16 protein-coding genes are annotated in these 16,587 nt (G+C 55.7%); 6 read left to right on the forward strand and 10 right to left on the reverse strand.

Annotated elements, in window-relative coordinates:
- Positions 1–7: 7 nt before the first annotated feature.
- Both ACVDG4_RS03645 and ACVDG4_RS03650 read left to right on the forward strand, forming a co-directional pair.
- On the forward strand, positions 8–1,195 hold the full coding sequence (locus ACVDG4_RS03645) for a PleD family two-component system response regulator (protein ID WP_447234051.1): 1,188 nt from the start codon (positions 8–10) through the stop codon (positions 1,193–1,195).
- Between the two features lie 109 nt (positions 1,196–1,304).
- Entirely contained in the window at positions 1,305–1,979 is a 675-nt protein-coding gene (locus ACVDG4_RS03650) for a DsbA family oxidoreductase (protein ID WP_447234052.1), read from the forward strand.
- Positions 1,980–1,989: 10 nt separating this feature from the next.
- Here the strand turns inward: ACVDG4_RS03650 and ACVDG4_RS03655 are convergent, their stop codons facing one another.
- The 3 genes from ACVDG4_RS03655 to kdsA form a co-directional block, all read right to left on the reverse strand.
- A complete protein-coding gene (locus ACVDG4_RS03655) occupies positions 1,990–2,937 on the reverse strand; it encodes a hypothetical protein (protein ID WP_447234053.1) in 948 nt (315 codons plus the stop codon).
- Between the two features lie 205 nt (positions 2,938–3,142).
- Entirely contained in the window at positions 3,143–4,417 is a 1,275-nt protein-coding gene (eno, locus tag ACVDG4_RS03660; RefSeq protein WP_306147172.1) for a phosphopyruvate hydratase, read from the reverse strand.
- A gap of 127 nt (positions 4,418–4,544) precedes the next feature.
- On the reverse strand, positions 4,545–5,396 hold the full coding sequence (gene kdsA / locus ACVDG4_RS03665) for a 3-deoxy-8-phosphooctulonate synthase (RefSeq protein WP_447234054.1): 852 nt from the start codon (positions 5,394–5,396) through the stop codon (positions 4,545–4,547).
- Positions 5,397–5,753: 357 nt separating this feature from the next.
- Here kdsA and galU point away from each other — a divergent pair, with 357 nt between their 5' ends.
- Both galU and ACVDG4_RS03675 read left to right on the forward strand, forming a co-directional pair.
- A complete protein-coding gene (galU, locus tag ACVDG4_RS03670) occupies positions 5,754–6,647 on the forward strand; it encodes a UTP--glucose-1-phosphate uridylyltransferase GalU (RefSeq protein WP_209175719.1) in 894 nt (297 codons plus the stop codon).
- Positions 6,648–6,850: 203 nt separating this feature from the next.
- A complete protein-coding gene (locus ACVDG4_RS03675; protein ID WP_447234055.1) occupies positions 6,851–7,285 on the forward strand; it encodes a DUF4864 domain-containing protein in 435 nt (144 codons plus the stop codon).
- A gap of 25 nt (positions 7,286–7,310) precedes the next feature.
- Here ACVDG4_RS03675 and tgt read toward each other — a convergent pair whose 3' ends face one another.
- The 5 genes from tgt to coaD form a co-directional block, all read right to left on the reverse strand.
- Positions 7,311–8,459: a tRNA guanosine(34) transglycosylase Tgt gene (tgt, locus tag ACVDG4_RS03680; protein ID WP_447234056.1), complete on the reverse strand. Its 1,149-nt coding sequence runs from the start codon at positions 8,457–8,459 to the stop codon at positions 7,311–7,313.
- Positions 8,456–9,538 (reverse strand): tRNA preQ1(34) S-adenosylmethionine ribosyltransferase-isomerase QueA, encoded by a 1,083-nt coding sequence (gene queA, locus ACVDG4_RS03685; protein ID WP_447234057.1) that lies wholly within the window; start codon positions 9,536–9,538, stop codon positions 8,456–8,458. The genes tgt and queA overlap by 4 nt, the downstream gene beginning before the upstream one ends.
- A gap of 142 nt (positions 9,539–9,680) precedes the next feature.
- The gene (locus ACVDG4_RS03690) at positions 9,681–10,142 is read right to left on the reverse strand and encodes a peptidylprolyl isomerase (protein ID WP_085955881.1); all 462 of its coding nucleotides are present in this window, start codon (positions 10,140–10,142) and stop codon (positions 9,681–9,683) included.
- 53 nt (positions 10,143–10,195) lie between these two features.
- Entirely contained in the window at positions 10,196–10,732 is a 537-nt protein-coding gene (locus ACVDG4_RS03695; RefSeq protein ID WP_209181067.1) for a peptidylprolyl isomerase, read from the reverse strand.
- A 61-nt stretch (positions 10,733–10,793) separates the two neighbouring features.
- A complete protein-coding gene (gene coaD / locus ACVDG4_RS03700; protein ID WP_447234058.1) occupies positions 10,794–11,297 on the reverse strand; it encodes a pantetheine-phosphate adenylyltransferase in 504 nt (167 codons plus the stop codon).
- Between the two features lie 160 nt (positions 11,298–11,457).
- Here coaD and ACVDG4_RS03705 point away from each other — a divergent pair, with 160 nt between their 5' ends.
- Entirely contained in the window at positions 11,458–11,874 is a 417-nt protein-coding gene (locus tag ACVDG4_RS03705; RefSeq protein WP_447234059.1) for a phosphopantetheine adenylyltransferase, read from the forward strand.
- 548 nt (positions 11,875–12,422) lie between these two features.
- On the opposite strand, the gene gyrA is transcribed toward ACVDG4_RS03705, so the two are convergent.
- A complete protein-coding gene (gyrA, locus tag ACVDG4_RS03710) occupies positions 12,423–15,245 on the reverse strand; it encodes a DNA gyrase subunit A (RefSeq protein ID WP_447234060.1) in 2,823 nt (940 codons plus the stop codon).
- A 212-nt stretch (positions 15,246–15,457) separates the two neighbouring features.
- Here gyrA and ACVDG4_RS03715 point away from each other — a divergent pair, with 212 nt between their 5' ends.
- Positions 15,458–16,093 (forward strand): MarC family protein, encoded by a 636-nt coding sequence (locus ACVDG4_RS03715; RefSeq protein WP_447234061.1) that lies wholly within the window; start codon positions 15,458–15,460, stop codon positions 16,091–16,093.
- Positions 16,094–16,097: 4 nt separating this feature from the next.
- Here ACVDG4_RS03715 and ACVDG4_RS03720 read toward each other — a convergent pair whose 3' ends face one another.
- The gene (locus tag ACVDG4_RS03720; RefSeq protein ID WP_447234062.1) at positions 16,098–16,466 is read right to left on the reverse strand and encodes a hypothetical protein; all 369 of its coding nucleotides are present in this window, start codon (positions 16,464–16,466) and stop codon (positions 16,098–16,100) included.
- Positions 16,467–16,587 lie beyond the last annotated feature (121 nt).

Genomic DNA, 16,587 nt, shown 5'->3' on the forward strand with positions numbered 1-16,587 from the left:
AAACGGGATGGACGTAGAAACCTCGCTCTCTTGGCGCGGACCTTATTGGTATGTGGGACGGTGCCCTCTCCGTCCAGCGTCTTCCCATGCTGAGAACGATCAAGATGTCTCTCTGATGGGGCTGTTTGACCGCTCACTGTCTCCACCACAGCAGCTGCCGGCGGCGGTAATCATCGACATTCAAGACATCCCTACCGAAAAAAGGCGCCCATTTTTTCTTTGGCTGGCAGAAGAGATTCGAACTCTGCCTTGCGATGTTCCGCTTTACATTCTGACTGGAAGCGAAGATGAGCCGGTCGACGGGCTTCGACCAATGGCGATCCTGGAACGGTCAGTTCCAGATGACATCCTGGTGATGCTGATTTGCATTCATCAACGGGCTCTACTTCGTTCGGAAGAAGCTCGGATCCGCCGGCGCATCTTCGGTAGGATCCCCGGGTTTGGTGCGGCACCACACTACACCGGCGGCAGCGGCCTGATGGTTGTCGGGGTGAGCGGACGTTTTCTGGAATGGCAGGCCGCAAGCAGCCACAATGTGGAAGTCGTCGGAGCGTTTGACGGGGGCATGGCCACCGAATTCATGGCGCAGCGGGCGTTTGACGCGGTTGTCATCGACAGCACGTCCGAAGACACCATCGACTACATGCAGCAAATCAGGCGGGACGCCCGCTTTGCGAGCTTACCGGTCTTGGCTGTGTGTGAAGATCCAGAAGATGTCGTTACCTTGTTCCGGAATGGAGCCTCCGACGTCCTTCTTGGAAGAAACAGCCCCGAAACACTCAACCGGAGGCTGGCGTCAGCCATTCGCCTTGGCAAACGGCGCCGTCTCGCCGACCGCGTTCTCTCAGAAAGTCATATGTGGCTTCAGCAACAAATTACCGTCGGTGGCCTCGCTCAAGATCGGTATGAGCATTATCTGGAGACGACAGCCAACGCGATGGCAGCCCGCGGGCTCGATCTTTGGGAAATGCGCCTGTCTCCGGAAAACTTTAATATTCCTGCTTCAACCGCAGAGGATCTTGCGGAACTGAACGGTACTTTGCTGTCTGTTGCGGATGCCACAAGCCGGGATGAAGACCTGGTTTGCCTGGTCCGCGGTCTTGGCCCTGTGGCTGTCTTGAAGAATGAAGCCGGTACTTTGCGCCTTCAAAAACGGATAAACTCCATTCTCGCTCACACGGTGATGGCGCCCTGAACCCGGTTCACAAAGTGTAGATCGGACGTCGGGGCATTTCCCCGGCGCACTCATCCTGCTAGTCTGGCGGTGAGAATACAAAAACTGCAACAAACCCAAGGTCTCCCGAATGAGTAGCACCCCAGCAATCACCATTGATATCGTCTCAGATGTGATGTGCCCTTGGTGCTATATTGGCAAACGCCGGCTGGAGGCTGCGCTCAAACAAGTGCCTAACATTCCCGTCGAAGTTCGCTGGCACCCGTTTCAGCTCGATGCAACGCTTCCCAAAACCGGTAAGGACCGGAAACAGTATCTGAGCGACAAGTTTGGAGGAATGGAACGGGCGAATGCCTTCTATTCCCAAATCAAAACGGCCGGTACGGAAGAAGGTATCCCGTTCGACTTTGACGCCATCAAGCTGTCACCGAACACGCTGGATTGTCATCGACTCATTCTGTGGTCCCGAGCCGATGATGTTCAGGATGATGTGGTGGAGCGGCTGTTTAAGGCTTATTTTGTCAATGGCGAGGACCTGACAAAGTCCGAACTTCTGGTCCGCATTTCAGAAGAAGCGGGAATGCAATCGGATCTCGTCGAGCAACTGCTCGAGACCGAGACCGACCTCGACAAAATCATTACTCAGATAGGCAAAGCCCAGGAATCAGGCGTGACCGGTGTTCCGTGCTTTATCATCGACGGACGTTTTGTGCTGGCTGGCGCCGAAAAAGCCGAAACAATTGCAGCCGGCATCATGCACGCCGATGCGACACGCACCGACGTGGAAGCAGAAACCGCGTCATGATTGGTTTGGCTTACTTTTCGTAAGGCGCGATATCGACGAATCCGAGTTCAGTCGTTGGGTCAAGACGGAAGTCGACGATCCGCCGGACCTGCCGTTTCTTTTCCATCTTCAAGCGTTTCCAAGCCAGCGCGGCAGCGGCCTTAGGATAAACGTGGAAGCCTCGGGGTGCCGTCGACAAATTTTCAAGACCCAGTGTCCGGCGCAAGACACCATTGCCATAGCGAACAGCAAATTCGTGGCGGATGTCGCGCGTCCAATGTTCCGTCGTAACGGAGATGTTCAGGCAATCGTGGTTCTCGACCCGGTGCGGGCCATAGAGCGGCCAATGCATCATCTCCCCGGCCTCCAGGTCGTGCACCTCGGCATACTCGTCAAACCACGGCTGATACGGAACTTCCTCTTCCGTTTCCTGCATCAAGATCTTTTCAAGCGACTCGTCGGTCAAGAACGCCTGATTGACCGGGTATACGTAGACCCGTTTTTTTCCCTGCAGTTGCCAGAGGCTCTGCCCCTGCACATCAGCATGGTAATAAACTTGGATTTTGGGTGAGGACACCAAAAGGGACATGTTGCGCATTGTGGTCTTCAAGTGCGGAACACGGGCCTCGAACTCTGAAAAAATCTGGTTGAGGACGCGATCATATTGCGGATCGATGTCCATGATCCGGAATACGTTCATCCACAAACGGCCGTTGCGAATGCAATTGATCACTTCGGTCCCGCTGGTGCTGCCGATTTCCCCATGGCGCCACTCCTTGACATTCTTGTCGTGGCCCATCGTGTTCAAGGTGTATTGATGCGGCTCAAGCTTGTCGATCAGCTTTCCAAGAGCTTCCTCGGAAAACAATCCAGTTTCCGCGAGCCGATGCTTAAGCTTGATGTTCTGACGGTCAAACAGCGCACTGTGTTGATCTTGCCAATTGGCAATGACATCTTGGGTTTGGGAAATCGCATTCATAACGCAGCCAATCATCCAGAGTTGAACGCTGCATATGTATAAGAACAACTTCAATATATTGTAAATATTGACGCTGTACTCGTGGTTAATGCATTAACCATTAGTCCGGTAATTTGCCAAATGGAACAACAAAACACCGTTATCCGAATGGTAAAAAAATACCCCGCAGAATTTTGCGGGGTATCGAATAGCGTGAATACAACGATCAGCCTTTGAGAATGGACCGGCCGGCGTAGAAAGCTTGCGGACCGAGTTCTTCCTCGATGCGGATCAATTGATTGTACTTGGCAAGCCGGTCAGAGCGCGCCAAGGAACCGGTTTTGATCTGACCGCAATTGGTTGCGACCGCAAGATCTGCAATTGTTGCATCTTCGGTCTCGCCAGAACGGTGCGACATCACGGCTGTGTAAGACGCCTTGTGTGCCGTCTCAACAGCATCGAGTGTTTCAGACAATGTTCCAATCTGGTTGACTTTCACCAGGATGGAGTTGGCTACGCCCTTCTCAATACCCTGACGCAGACGCGCTGAGTTGGTCACGAAGAGATCATCACCAACCAGCTGACATTTGCTGCCGAAAAGATCGGTCGCAGCCTTCCAGCCATCCCAGTCATCTTCCGCAAGACCATCTTCGATGGAAATAATCGGGTAGCGGTTGACCAAGTCTTCCAGATACTTCGCCATTTCCTCAGGATTCAGGGTCTTGCCCTCGCCTTCCAGAACGTATTTTCCGTCCTTGAAAAACTCGGTCGACGCCGCATCGAGTGCCAGGAACATGTCTTCACCCGGCTTGTAGCCCGCGCTCTCGATCGCCTTCATGACGAACCCGATGGCGTCATCGGTTGATGCAAGGTTCGGGGCAAAGCCGCCTTCATCGCCGACATTCGTGTTGTAACCGGCGGCAGACAAAGCTTTTTTCAGTGTATGGAAGACTTCTGAACCCATGCGGACAGCTTCGCTGAGGCTTTCCGCGCCAACCGGCATGATCATGAATTCCTGGAAATCGATCGGGTTGTCGGCGTGTTCACCGCCGTTGATGATGTTCATCATCGGAACAGGCAGGGTGCGGGCCGAAGTTCCACCGACATAGCGGTAGAGCGGCAAACCGGTTGCCTGCGCTGCAGCGCGCGAGACAGCAAGTGAAACACCGAGGATTGCGTTTGCACCAAGGCGTGCCTTGTTCGGGGTTCCATCCAGATCGATCATTGCGCGGTCGATTTGGAGCTGGTCTTCGGCTTCCAGGCCACCGATCGTTTCAAAAATTTCGCCATTCACGGCATCAACGGCGTTCTGGACACCCTTGCCCATGTAGCGGTCGCCGCCGTCCCGCAGCTCGACAGCTTCGTGAGCGCCGGTGGATGCGCCGGACGGTACAGCTGCGCGGCCGAAAGATCCGTCTTCAAGAAAGACGTCGACTTCCACGGTCGGGTTGCCACGGCTGTCAAAAATCTGACGGCCGGTGATGTCGATAATGGCGGTCATGAATTACTCCTCGTTTGCGCTCATCGGTTCCCAGCATTTGGAAGAACCGCCGCGATAAGTCCGGGGCAGCGATTTCAAACACCGCCTCCCCCAAGCAAAACGGGCCGCAAACTCGCGGCCCAATCGATCAAGCCGGCGAACCGGCGGATTTCTTTACAACAGCATCAATGGCTTTCAGCTCAGCCAGAAGAGCTCCAAGGTTCCGCAGCGCGATCATGTTCGGGCCATCTGATGACGTCGTGTTCTCAGGATCTGGATGGGTTTCAATAAAGACCCCGCCAACACCGACAGCAACGGCTGCGCGCGCCAGCACAGCAACCATTTCACGGTCACCGCCGGAAGATCCGCCAAGACCGCCTGGCTGTTGGACGGAGTGGGTTGCATCAAAGACCACCGGTGCTCCGGTTTGCGCCATGATCGGCAACGCGCGCATATCGCTTACCAGCGTGTTGTAGCCAAAGCTCGCGCCACGCTCGGTCAGGAGAACATTCGGATTGCCGGAATCCGTTATTTTCCGGAGGACGTTTTTCATGTCCCAAGGGGCAAGGAACTGCCCCTTCTTCACGTTGATCACAGCACCGGTTTCAGCAGCTGCGACCAGAAGGTCTGTCTGCCGGCATAAAAAGGCCGGGATCTGGAGGACGTCGACCACGTCTGCGACTGGAGCACATTGCTCTGCGTTATGAATGTCAGTCAGGACCGGAAGACCAAATTTCTCTTTGATCTCAGCAAAAATTGGCAAGGCTTCGTTCAAGCCGATGCCGCGGGTTGCTGAAAGGGACGTCCGGTTCGCCTTGTCGAACGAACTCTTGTAGACAACCGGAATTCCAAGACTGCCCGCAATTTCCTTCACTGCTGCCGCGCATTCCAGCGCATGCTCGCGGCTTTCCAATTGGCATGGCCCGGCAATCAAGCTGAAGGGCGCGGAATTGTTGAAGGAAACGCTCCCCACGTTCACAGTGCGGTTGGCTTCAGTCATCAAGGATCCTTTGTCTGCTGGGTAACAGCGGCCCGCTCAATTGAGCGAGTAAATGAGGGTGATGTGAATTCGCGTGTTCAATAACCTTCTTTTCCAGAACCTGCAATATCAGGCGGCTCGGAACACGTAATTCATTTTAATCGATTTAAAAAGCAGGCAGCTCCAGACGTGTAGTTTACGCCACATCCGTTTCACGCAGATAAGAGATACATTCAGTGTTAATACTCTCCGGGGTATTGCCAATACAAAAGAAACGTTACGTCCTGAAGCGTGTTGCGGTAACGCGCTGTCGGATGTGAGCACACGTTGATAAGAGCCACGTGCGTGGCGGAATTTGCAAGAGTTGGAATTTCAGGCATGACCAAACCGATCCGCAAAGCCATCCTTCCCGTTGCCGGTCTCGGAACCCGCTTTTTGCCGGCAACAAAAGCTGTGCCGAAGGAAATGCTGACGATCGTCGATCGGCCGATAATCCAGTACGTGGTGGACGAAGCGCGGGCCGCCGGCATTGAACACATCGTTTTCGTTACCGGCCGCAACAAACAGGTGATTGAGGACCACTTCGACGTGGCCTATGAACTTGAAGACACCTTGAAAGCACGCAACAAGACAGCGGCTCTGGATCTTCTTGAAAAACATCGCCCGACACCCGGATCAACCAGCTTTACGCGCCAGCAAGCCCCGCTAGGGCTTGGCCATGCCATCTGGTGCGCACGCGACATCATCGGCGACGAACCATTTGCCATTCTTTTGCCGGACGTGATTATCAAGTCGAAAGTCAGCTGCCTGAAACAGATGGTCGACCTTTATGACGGAACCGGCGGCAACGTCATTGCGGTAGAGGAAGTGCCGGAAGATCAGACCCAGAACTACGGCATTGTGGAGCTCGCTGAAAAGATAAACGAAAACGCAGCGCACATTTCCAACATGGTCGAAAAGCCGGCCCCTGGAACCGCCCCGTCCAATTTGATGATCACGGGACGCTATATTCTTCAGCCGCAGATCTTCGAGCTGTTGTCAAAACAAGATACCGGTGCGGGCGGCGAGATCCAGCTGACGGATAGCATGCTTAAGCTGATGGAAACTCAGCCGTTCTCGTCGATCAAGTTCGAAGGCCGGAGTTTCGACTGCGGCTCCAAGGCGGGGTTCTTGAGCGCCAACATTGCGTTCGGTCTTGATGATCCGAAACTCGCCAGCGAAATCCTGCCGTTCATGCGTGAGATGATCGACCAACCGGCGGCAGCTGAGTAACTGTTCGAAACTGTGGACTGATCAAAACCCGTCACGAACCGTGGCGGGTTTTATGTTTCACGGCGTAGCGACCCTTCCGAAGTGGCGGCAAGAAGCTGACTTATCCCCACCGGGCGCATTCCGCAGGGGATTCTTAGCTATTTAAGAACTGAAAAGGAATTACCGGCGTATAGTTGGAGTGTTCGAGAAAGGAGACACCGACTATGGCAGCCTCTTATTTCCGGAAATACGCGGCCGGCGTCGTCCTTGGCGCAGCCCTGGTTATTGGCACGGTTTCACCAAGCTTTGCGGCAGATACCAGCGTGTTTCAGTCCATCATCAAGAACCAGATGAGCGCATTTGCTGCGGACGATGCCAAAACGGCATTCTCCTTTGCAACAAGGTCTCTGCAGCAGCGGTTCCAGACCCCTGAGTTCTTTATGCAGATGGTCAAAAGCGGGTATCAGCCGGTCTACCGGCCGAAAGACGTGACATTCGGGCAGTCCAAAATGACCAAGTTCGGCCCGACCCAGGAAGTCTACGTTACTGGCCCCAAAGGCCAGAATTGGCTCGCCCTCTACAGTTTTGAAGAGCAAGAAGATGGGTCGTGGCGGATCTCCGGATGCTATCTGACAAAGTCGGACGGGTTCGCAGCTTAGAAGACCTGGGCAAGTTTCAAGGACATCACAGCGCGGCGATGTCGCCGCGCGCCCAGTCTTCCTTGGTCTTGGCGTAGAAATCCTCGAACCGGCTCTCTTCAATTGCGTCCCGCATGCCCTGCATGAGCGTTTGATAGTAGGCGATGTTGTTCCAGGTCAGCAGCATTCCTGAGAGCGCTTCTCCGGCGCGAAACAGGTGGTGAAGGTAGGCGCGGCTGTACGTGCTTGTCGCCGGACATGCGCTCTCTTCGTCCAAGGGGCGTGGATCGTCCTGGTGGCGGGCGTTCTTCAAGTTGACCTTGCCAAACCGGGTGTAAGCCAATCCATGTCTTCCGGCCCGGGTTGGCATGACACAATCAAACTGATCGATCCCGCGTTTCACGCTTTCCAAAAGATCGTCTGGTGTGCCGACGCCCATGAGGTAACGCGGCTTGTCGACCGGCATGACAGGGGTGGTGATGTCGAGCATTTTCAGCATCACCTCTTGCGGCTCTCCGACAGCAAGGCCACCAACGGAATAGCCTTCCATAGGCAATTTGCCGAGCTCTTCGGCTGAACGGATGCGGAGATCGGGAACATCGCCGCCCTGAACAATTCCGTAAAGCCCCTGCCCCTTGCCTGGGCCGCCCATCTTTTCAAATTGGCTCCGCGAGCGTTCGGCCCACCTCAGCGACAATTCCATGGCCCGCTGAACTTCTTCGCGCGGGCTCGGCAACTTGATGCATTCATCAAGCTGCATTTGAATATCGGAGCCGAGCAAGCCCTGGATTTCGACAGACCGCTCCGGTGTCAGATGATGCTTGCTGCCGTCGATATGGCTTTGGAACCGGACCCCATCCTCATCCAGCTTGCGCAGTTGAGCCAAAGACATCACCTGAAATCCGCCACTGTCAGTCAGGATCGTATGCGGCCAGTTCATGAATTTGTGCAAACCGCCGAGCCGATCGACCCGTTCGGCGGTCGGGCGCAGCATCAAGTGATAGGTGTTGCCAAGGACCACATCCGCACCGGTTTCACGGACATGATCGGTGAACATGGTTTTCACCGTTGCCTGTGTCCCGACCGGCATGAAGGCTGGCGTCCGAACAACACCATGCGGTGTCGTGATTTCACCGCGGCGGGCCATACCGTCAGTAGTGATCAGTTTAAAGCCGAATTTCTTGGGGTCGGTCATGAGGATGCGTCCTGGCTTGCGTCTGGAAACAGCAGAGACGCATCGCCATAGCTGTAAAATCTGTATTCGGTGTCGATGGCATGCTGATAAGCAGCCCGCATGGTCTCAAGGCCTGAAAGCGCCGAGACCAGCATGAAGAGTGTCGACCTCGGCAGATGGAAGTTGGTCATCAACGCATCGATGGCCTTGAAATTATAACCAGGCGTGATGAAGATCGACGTCTCATCTGCAAACGGCACAATTGTCCCGGTTTCCTGGGCCGCGCTTTCAAGAATACGCAAGGACGTGGTTCCAATGCTGACCACCTTGTTGCCCCGCGCCTTGACGGCTTGAAGGGCTGCAGCGGTTTCCTCCGACACTTCTCCCCATTCGGCATGCATCTTGTGATCATCTGTATCGTCGGCTTTGACCGGCAGGAACGTGCCTGCCCCGACATGCAGCGTCACCCGGTGCATCTCGATCCCGCGGTCCTTGATGGCCGCGAGCAACTCAGGAGTAAAATGGAGGCCGGCAGTCGGTGCTGCGACCGCGCCGTCCTTTTCCGCAAAGATTGTCTGATAGTCTTGCCGATCCTGCTCGTCTTCGCCGCGCTTTTGCGCGATATAAGGTGGCAGCGGAATGTGACCGACCTGTGCAATGGCAACATCCAGCTCCGGTCCGGAACAGTCGAACACCAGCAGAACCTCGCCGCCGTCAGATTTTTCCGTCACCGTCGCCGTCAACCGGGCGCCGTTGCCTTCGAATAAAACAAGATCATCGACCTGGAGTTTTTTGGCCGGGCGGACAAAGGCCTTCCACCGGTCAGCCGCAGATCTCAGGTGCAGAGTGACACTGATCCCTGCTTCAATGTCGCCGCGCCGCCGTTTGCCCTCCAGCTGAGCCGGAATGACCTTTGTATCGTTGAACACGAGCGCGTCGCCCGGCTCCAAAAGAGCAGGAAGATCGCGCACGCCCTTGTCGCTCAGTTCAGGTGTTTCACCAGGACGCACAACAAGCATGCGCGCGGCATCGCGTGGCCGCGCAGGCCGCAAGGCAATTCGTTCATTGGGAAGCTCAAAGTCAAACTGATCGACACGCATGGTGAAGGCTAACTGATCCGGTTTTCGGGGTGTTCGGTTGGGGCTGATAATGCCGGTTTGGCATTAGGTCAACCGGAGGTGAAAACAAACACAGCGCGGATGTTGCCACCCGCGCTGTAAAAGTCAGAGCTGAAGTCGAGACTTAAGCGTCTGCGGCAACCTTCATTGAATTGATCTTGTCCGGATTTTGGACAGGCTCACCGCGTTTGATCTTGTCAACATTTTCCATGCCTTCGATCACCTTGCCCCAAGCCGTGTATTGGCGGTCAAGGAAGGTGGCATCGTCGAAGCAGATGAAGAACTGACTATCACCGGAGTTCGGATCCTGAGCACGCGCCATCGAACAAACGCCGCGCACATGCGGTTCGGCGTTGAATTCCGCCTTCAACTTAGTGCCGGAACCGCCGGTACCTGTTCCATTCGGGCACCCGGTCTGGGCCATGAATCCTTCGATTACGCGGTGAAAGACGATTCCGTCGTAAAAACCCTCACGAACCAATTCCTTGATGCGAGCAACGTGGTTGGGCGCAAGGTCCGGGCGCATTTCGATCACGACCTCGCCTTGGGTGGTGTCCATGATCAATGTGTTTTCGGCGTCTTTGATGTCAGCCATAGTTATCTCCTTGGGTATTCAGGGGCCAGTTGGTGCAGCACCGGTTAGCCGGCGTCCGCAGCAACTTGCATCTTGATGATTTTATCCGGGTTTGCAGGTGGCTCACCCTTTGTGATGTTGTCGACGAGGTCCATACCTTCGACGACCTTGCCAAACACGGTGTATTGACCGTTCAGCCAGTCACCATCATTGAACATGATGAAAAACTGGGAATTGGCGCTGTTCGGATTCTGGGCCCGGGCCATGCCAAGCGTTCCACGCTGAAATGGCTCGGACGAAAATTCAGCGTTCACGTCCGGCTTGTCAGATCCGCCGCGGCCGGTTCCGGTTGGATCGCCTGTTTGCGCCATGAACCCATCAATCACACGGTGAAAGACGATGCCGTCATAAAACCCGTCGCGCGTCAGTTCCTTGATGCGCGCGACATGGTTTGGAGCGAGGTCCGGGCGCAGCTCGATGACCACACGGCCATCTTTCAGATCCAGATAAAGCGTGTTTTCCAGATCTTGCTGTGCAGCGGCCATAGCCGGCATGAAGATCAGGGAAGCCAAAACAGCCAGGGCTGTGAGAATTCGTGACATTGGATACTCCCGCAGTTCACGTCGTTAACATGGGGTGAGTTGGGATTAGCTCAGAACGGTATCAGTCCGGTCTTGCACGCCGGCGCAAGGGGTCTGCAACCGGCTCAGGAACAAAAGCGGAGATTTCCCCGCCCATTTGCGCGATTTGGCGCACCAAAGTGGCCGTAATGTGCCGCACTGCCGGAGACGCCGGAAGGAACACGGTTTTTATGTCCGGCTCCAATGTTCCGTTCATTCCAGCCATTTGCATCTCGTAATCAAGATCGGTCCCATCGCGCAGCCCGCGCACCAGATAATCGGCTTTTTGGGTGCGTGCTGTGTTGATCACGAGATCGGAGAACGCGATTACCTCGATCCGGCTCACTTCAGCCTCGGAGAGTTCGGCTACCGCTGATGTGTGGATTAGCTCAACCCGTTCTTCGAACGAAAACAGCGGTTTCTTTCCCGGATGAATGCCGATGGCCACGACGACCTTGTCCGCCAGTGCAAGCGACTGTCTCAAGATGTCCATATGGCCGTTTGTTACCGGGTCGAAAGAGCCCGGGTAAAGCGCGATACGTGTCATGGGCTCATCCTTACTCTGGCGCTCGCCGCATCACAAGGCATCCGAGCCCGTGAAAGACAATTTCCGCCATGCGACATTGTGTGATGGCGGTCACAGGTTTCTTGCCGGACATGGGCCAAGGTGGCCTCATCAACAAACGGCGTGAGCAGGAGCCAAGACGATGAGGAGCAGCAGTTTTTACAAAACAACCGGTCATCACCAGGTTGCCCGTCCCTTTACAGCGAAAACCAAAGCCATGGACCCGATTGCAAATTTCAAACTGGCCTCGATCTTCATCCTGGCCCTGCTGACTGTCTTGATCGCAGGCATCATCAGCATGAACGCGAGCAACGCTTCACAGGCACAAGAAGCTGGTCAGACAGCACCGCAAGGCATGATGGCCACCAAGACCGACCGCGCTGTCATCCCGGCAAAGGCCGCCAACTGTGAAAGCCAGACATGGGGCGCATGGAGCGCTGAATGTGCCGCAGAGCTGACCGGCGCCTCCAAGGTTCGCACCGTTTCCTACGTTACGATCGAAAAACAGCCGAACACCGTCAACCAGACCATTTTGGCCCGCTACCCATCGACCAACTGATCTATATCCTCCAAAACCCAATATCCCCAACGGCAAACAGCGGCTCAGGTTCCACCCTGGCCGCTGTTGTCGTTTTCGGTTTCCCAAATTGCGAAGATACTCTCCAAATCCGGCAAATCCTGACCAACCAGGATCAGCAACAAATTCATCATAGCGTCTGTTTTAATTGACTTATTTCAGGTCAAGAAGCTTTGGCAAAGAGTTTGCTCCGTCAGGTATATCAGCGCTTCGGCGCAGCAACACAGGGAGCAGAATGATGACGAAGACCCACGCAACACGCCGCCCTCGTACCACTACATGGACCCGGACTGCACTGATCAAAAACTATGAGGATCTTGGTATCGCCGCGTTGCATGCGGCGCTGGTATGCAGAAATTTTCGTTCACCAGCACAAGCCGCCAATCAACTCACGACTTGGCATGGCGCCCCGAACATGTCCGGCATTCTTGCAGGTGTTGCAGAGAGTTGAGCTGGCAGCAAAACAAAGTGAACCTGACAGAGAAAAGGGCGGCATATCTAACTCCGAAATGCCGCCCGAATTCTAAGTGTTACTCATTTGAACCTGAGGAGCTGTTCGGTGCATCACCATCGCCCACCTCGCCTGACCCAGCGTCGCCCTCGGCTGCGCCACCTTCTGGCAGTTCACCTTCGACGAGCTCTTCATCCTCATCAACCTCGGAGATCCCTTCAACGGCGACGACCTTCTCGTCTTCGGCCGTCTTGAATATGATCACCCCTTGGGTCGCGCGGCCAGCGATACGGATTCCATCAACCGGGCAGCGGATCAACTGACCGCCATCCGTCACCAGCATGATCTGATGACTGTCTTCAACCGGGAACGAGGCTATCAAGCCGCCATTCCGGTTGTTGACGGCCATTGCCGTAATGCCCTTACCGCCGCGGCCGGTGACACGGTACTCGAAAGACGACGTCCGTTTGCCATATCCGTTTTCAGAAATGGTCAGGATGATCTGTTCAGCAGCGCTCATTTCCGCATAGCGTTCCTGAGACAACTCGCCAGCAACAACACCATCCTCGTCTGCAGCCCCGCCGTTTTCATCCGCTTCGCCGCGCATGGCCCGGGAAAGCTTCAGATATGCGGCGCGCTCCTCGGCATCGACATCGATGTGATGCAGGATTTGCATGGAGATGACACGATCGCCGTCCGCAAGACGGATGCCGCGCACGCCGACCGAATTCCGTCCAGCGAAAACACGCACATCGGTCACAGGGAACCGGATACACTGGCCGGAATTCGTGGTCAGCATGACATCCGAATGCTCAGAACATGTGTCGACCCCCACAATGCCGTCGCCATCTTCCAGCTTCATGGCAATCTTGCCGTTCCGGTTGATGTTGACGAAATCGGAGAGCTTGTTCCGGCGCACGGTGCCGCGCACCGTTGCAAACATCACGTCGAGGTTTGCCCAGGTGTCCTCGTCTTCCGGTAACGGCAGAATTGAGGTGATCTGTTCGCCTTGTTCCAACGGCAGCATGTTGACCAGGGCCTTGCCGCGCGAGGTCGGGCCGCCGAGCGGCAGACGCCAGACCTTCATCTTGTAGCAAATGCCACGAGAAGAGAAGAACAGAACCGGCGTATGCGTGTTGGCAACAAAGAGACGGGTGACGAAATCCTCATCCTTGGTCGCCATGCCCGACCGGCCCTTGCCGCCGCGGCGTTGAGCGCGGTAAGTCGCAAGCGGAACACGCTTGATGTAGCCGCCGTGAGAGACGGTCACGACCATGTCTTCACGCTGGATCAGGTCTTCTTCGTCAAAGTCCGCTCCGCCTTCGATGATCTCGGTCCGGCGCGGGGTTGCGAATTCTTCCTTGATTTCCAGCATCTCGTTGCGGACGATCTCCTGGATCCGCGCCCGGGAGCGGAGAATGTCGAGATAGTCGCTGATTTCGGCGCCGATCTTGTTGAGCTCTTCCTCGATCTCGTCCCGGCCCATGGCCGTCAGGCGCTGCAGCCGGAGATCGAGGATCGCGCGAGCCTGTTCTTCGGACAGCTTGTAGGTGCCGTCCTCTTGAACCATGTGGCGCGGATCGTCGATCAAGCGGATTAGATCTTCCACGTCCCTGGCGGGCCAGTTGCGTTCCATCAATTGCGCGCGCGCAGTCGCCGGATCCGGAGCGGCCCGAATGAGTTTGATCACCTCATCAATATTGGCGACAGCAATTCCGAGGCCGACCAAGATATGCGCCCGGTCGCGGCATTTTTTCAGCAGGTATCGGGTCCGGCGCTGGATGACCTCTTCGCGGAAGGCGACGAAAGCCTTCAGCATGTCGGTCAGGTTCATTTGTTCCGGCTTGCCGCCGTTCAACGCCACCATGTTCGCCCCAAAGGACGTTTGAAGCTGGCTGAACCGGTAAAGCTGGTTCAAAACCACATCCGGCACGGCGTCGCGTTTAAGCTCAATCACGACCCGCATACCGGAGCGGTCACTTTCATCGCGAATGTCGGAGATGCCTTCGACGCGCTTGTCCCGCACCATCTCGGCGATCTTTTCGATCATCGTGGACTTGTTGACCTGATACGGAATTTCCGAAACGATCAGGGCCCAGCGATCCTTGCGGATTTCTTCCGTGTCGACCTTGGCCCGCATCGGCACGGACCCACGGCCCGTCTCATAAGCGCTGCGGATACCGGCGCGGCCGAGGATCATGCCGCCGGTCGGGAAATCTGGCCCAGGCACGATCTGCATGAGCTCTTCCAGCGTCATCGCCGGGTTTTCCATGATCGCGATGGAGGCGTCGATCACTTCGCCCAAATTGTGCGGTGGGATGTTTGTCGCCATACCGACCGCGATACCGCCAGCACCGTTGACCAGAAGGTTCGGGAATTTTGCAGGAAGGACGACCGGCTCGGATTCAGAGTTGTCGTAGTTCTCCTGAAAATCGACCGTTTCCTTGTCGATGTCATCGAGAAGCCGGTGCGCAACCTTTTCCAGACGGCACTCGGTGTACCGCATCGCCGCGGCCGGATCGCCATCGATGGAGCCGAAGTTGCCCTGGCCGTCGATCAACGGCAAGCGTAGGGAGAAATCCTGCGCCATGCGGACAAGGGCATCATAGATCGCGCTGTCACCATGCGGGTGGTACTTACCCATAACATCGCCGACTACACGGGCCGACTTGCGGTAAGGCTTGTTCCACTCATAGCCGTTTTCATGCATCGAATAGAGAATGCGCCGGTGCACCGGCTTCAAGCCGTCCCGGACGTCCGGAAGCGCGCGGGACACGATCACGCTCATGGCGTAATCGAGGTAGCTGCGCTTCATTTCATCGACGATGGAGACCGGCTTGATGTCCGACGGAAGCCCGCCTGAAGGGGTGCTGTTGTCCTGGTCAGCCAAGGAGACACTCATTTGTTTGTTATTGCTGGTGTCTTTATATCCGATTCAATTCGCGGGACCAAATTTGTGGGCGTTTTTGAGCTTGCTAATAATCTCGTAATTTCAATGCCTTATAAATCATATACACAGGCGCACAGAAACATTTCACATGGCTTGGTCGCGCAAGGGCCAAAAGCCCTGTAAAACGCACGTCAAACGCCCTATCAGCATGTCGGAGACACGCGATGATCGACTTTTACATCAATGCCTTCGCCACGCTGTTTGTGACCATCGATCCCGTCGGATTGGCGCCGATGTTTCTGGCGATAACGGCCGGTATGAGCTCCGCAGACCGGCGCCGGGTTGCAATCCGGGCCACCATCACTGCAGCCGGTATTTTGGGCCTGTTTTATTTCACTGGTCAGACAGTCCTAAATGTCCTTGGCATCTCGGTGTCCGCCTTCCGGGTCGCAGGCGGCATTTTGTTGTTCCTGATCGCTATCGAGATGATTTTCGGCAAACGCCAGGAACGCAAAAACGAAACGGCCGAAAAAGCGATGGAATCCGCAGAGGCCCATCATGCGACCATCAACGAACTCGCCATCTTTCCCCTGGCCATTCCGTTGATTTCTGGCCCGGCTGCCATATCTGCGATCATTCTCCTGTCCAGCCAGGCCCCGGACACCCTGACCTATGCCGGTCTTGGCGGCGTGATCTTGATCATCCTGGTCAGTTGTCTCGGCGCTTTTCTTCTAGCCGAACGCATTGAGCGCGCGCTGGGGGATACGGCTCAGCTTGTCATCACGCGCCTGCTGGGCGTCCTACTTGCTGCCCTTTCGGTGCAATTTGTCGCCGACGGGATCCTGGCGTTCCTCGCGTAACCGGTTACGGAAGCTCCAAACGGTATTCCTGCGGCGAGACACCGTGCACGCTGTCCCTTGCGCGGATAACCACAATTGTGATGCCGTCCGGGATCTGAACGCCCGATAAGGACCGGGTAAATGGTTGCTCGTTGACATGCGGGTGCGCCAAGACCCTTTTGCCGAGAAGTTCGCCCTCCGGCGTGTAGACCTCCCAAAGATCCGCATAGTGGTCCCAGCCTGTATCGCCGTGCTTAAGCGTGACAGAAAACGTCCATCCGCCGGCACCCTCTCTCGCCGTTGCATCAACGATCTCCACGTCACCAGCGACGCTTGCGCCAGAGACGAGCACGCTGATGATCGCGGCGATGGAGATAACTCTTTTTCCCAACATTCAAATGCTCCAATGACTTTTTTCAATGTGTCGAGCTTGCCGGGAAATCGAGAAAACACACAATCAAACTTGCGTCACTGCGCGTTAACTTGAGGGCAGGCGTGTGTTGCGGAAAGGCTGA

The organism is Roseibium sp. MB-4 (assembly GCF_053005265.1).

What these genes read in the sequence shown, in the direction of transcription:
- ACVDG4_RS03645 (WP_447234051.1), top strand. Translation starts at nt 8, where the DNA reads ATGGACGTAGAAACCTCGCTCTCTTGGCGCGGACCTTATTGGTATGTG.
- ACVDG4_RS03650 (WP_447234052.1), top strand. Translation starts at nt 1,305, where the DNA reads ATGAGTAGCACCCCAGCAATCACCATTGATATCGTCTCAGATGTGATG.
- ACVDG4_RS03655 (WP_447234053.1), bottom strand. Translation starts at nt 2,937, where the DNA reads ATGAATGCGATTTCCCAAACCCAAGATGTCATTGCCAATTGGCAAGAT.
- eno (WP_306147172.1), bottom strand. Translation starts at nt 4,417, where the DNA reads ATGACCGCCATTATCGACATCACCGGCCGTCAGATTTTTGACAGCCGT.
- kdsA (WP_447234054.1), bottom strand. Translation starts at nt 5,396, where the DNA reads ATGACTGAAGCCAACCGCACTGTGAACGTGGGGAGCGTTTCCTTCAAC.
- galU (WP_209175719.1), top strand. Translation starts at nt 5,754, where the DNA reads ATGACCAAACCGATCCGCAAAGCCATCCTTCCCGTTGCCGGTCTCGGA.
- ACVDG4_RS03675 (WP_447234055.1), top strand. Translation starts at nt 6,851, where the DNA reads ATGGCAGCCTCTTATTTCCGGAAATACGCGGCCGGCGTCGTCCTTGGC.
- tgt (WP_447234056.1), bottom strand. Translation starts at nt 8,459, where the DNA reads ATGACCGACCCCAAGAAATTCGGCTTTAAACTGATCACTACTGACGGT.
- queA (WP_447234057.1), bottom strand. Translation starts at nt 9,538, where the DNA reads ATGCGTGTCGATCAGTTTGACTTTGAGCTTCCCAATGAACGAATTGCC.
- ACVDG4_RS03695 (WP_209181067.1), bottom strand. Translation starts at nt 10,732, where the DNA reads ATGTCACGAATTCTCACAGCCCTGGCTGTTTTGGCTTCCCTGATCTTC.
- coaD (WP_447234058.1), bottom strand. Translation starts at nt 11,297, where the DNA reads ATGACACGTATCGCGCTTTACCCGGGCTCTTTCGACCCGGTAACAAAC.
- ACVDG4_RS03705 (WP_447234059.1), top strand. Translation starts at nt 11,458, where the DNA reads ATGAGGAGCAGCAGTTTTTACAAAACAACCGGTCATCACCAGGTTGCC.
- gyrA (WP_447234060.1), bottom strand. Translation starts at nt 15,245, where the DNA reads ATGAGTGTCTCCTTGGCTGACCAGGACAACAGCACCCCTTCAGGCGGG.
- ACVDG4_RS03715 (WP_447234061.1), top strand. Translation starts at nt 15,458, where the DNA reads ATGATCGACTTTTACATCAATGCCTTCGCCACGCTGTTTGTGACCATC.
- ACVDG4_RS03720 (WP_447234062.1), bottom strand. Translation starts at nt 16,466, where the DNA reads ATGTTGGGAAAAAGAGTTATCTCCATCGCCGCGATCATCAGCGTGCTC.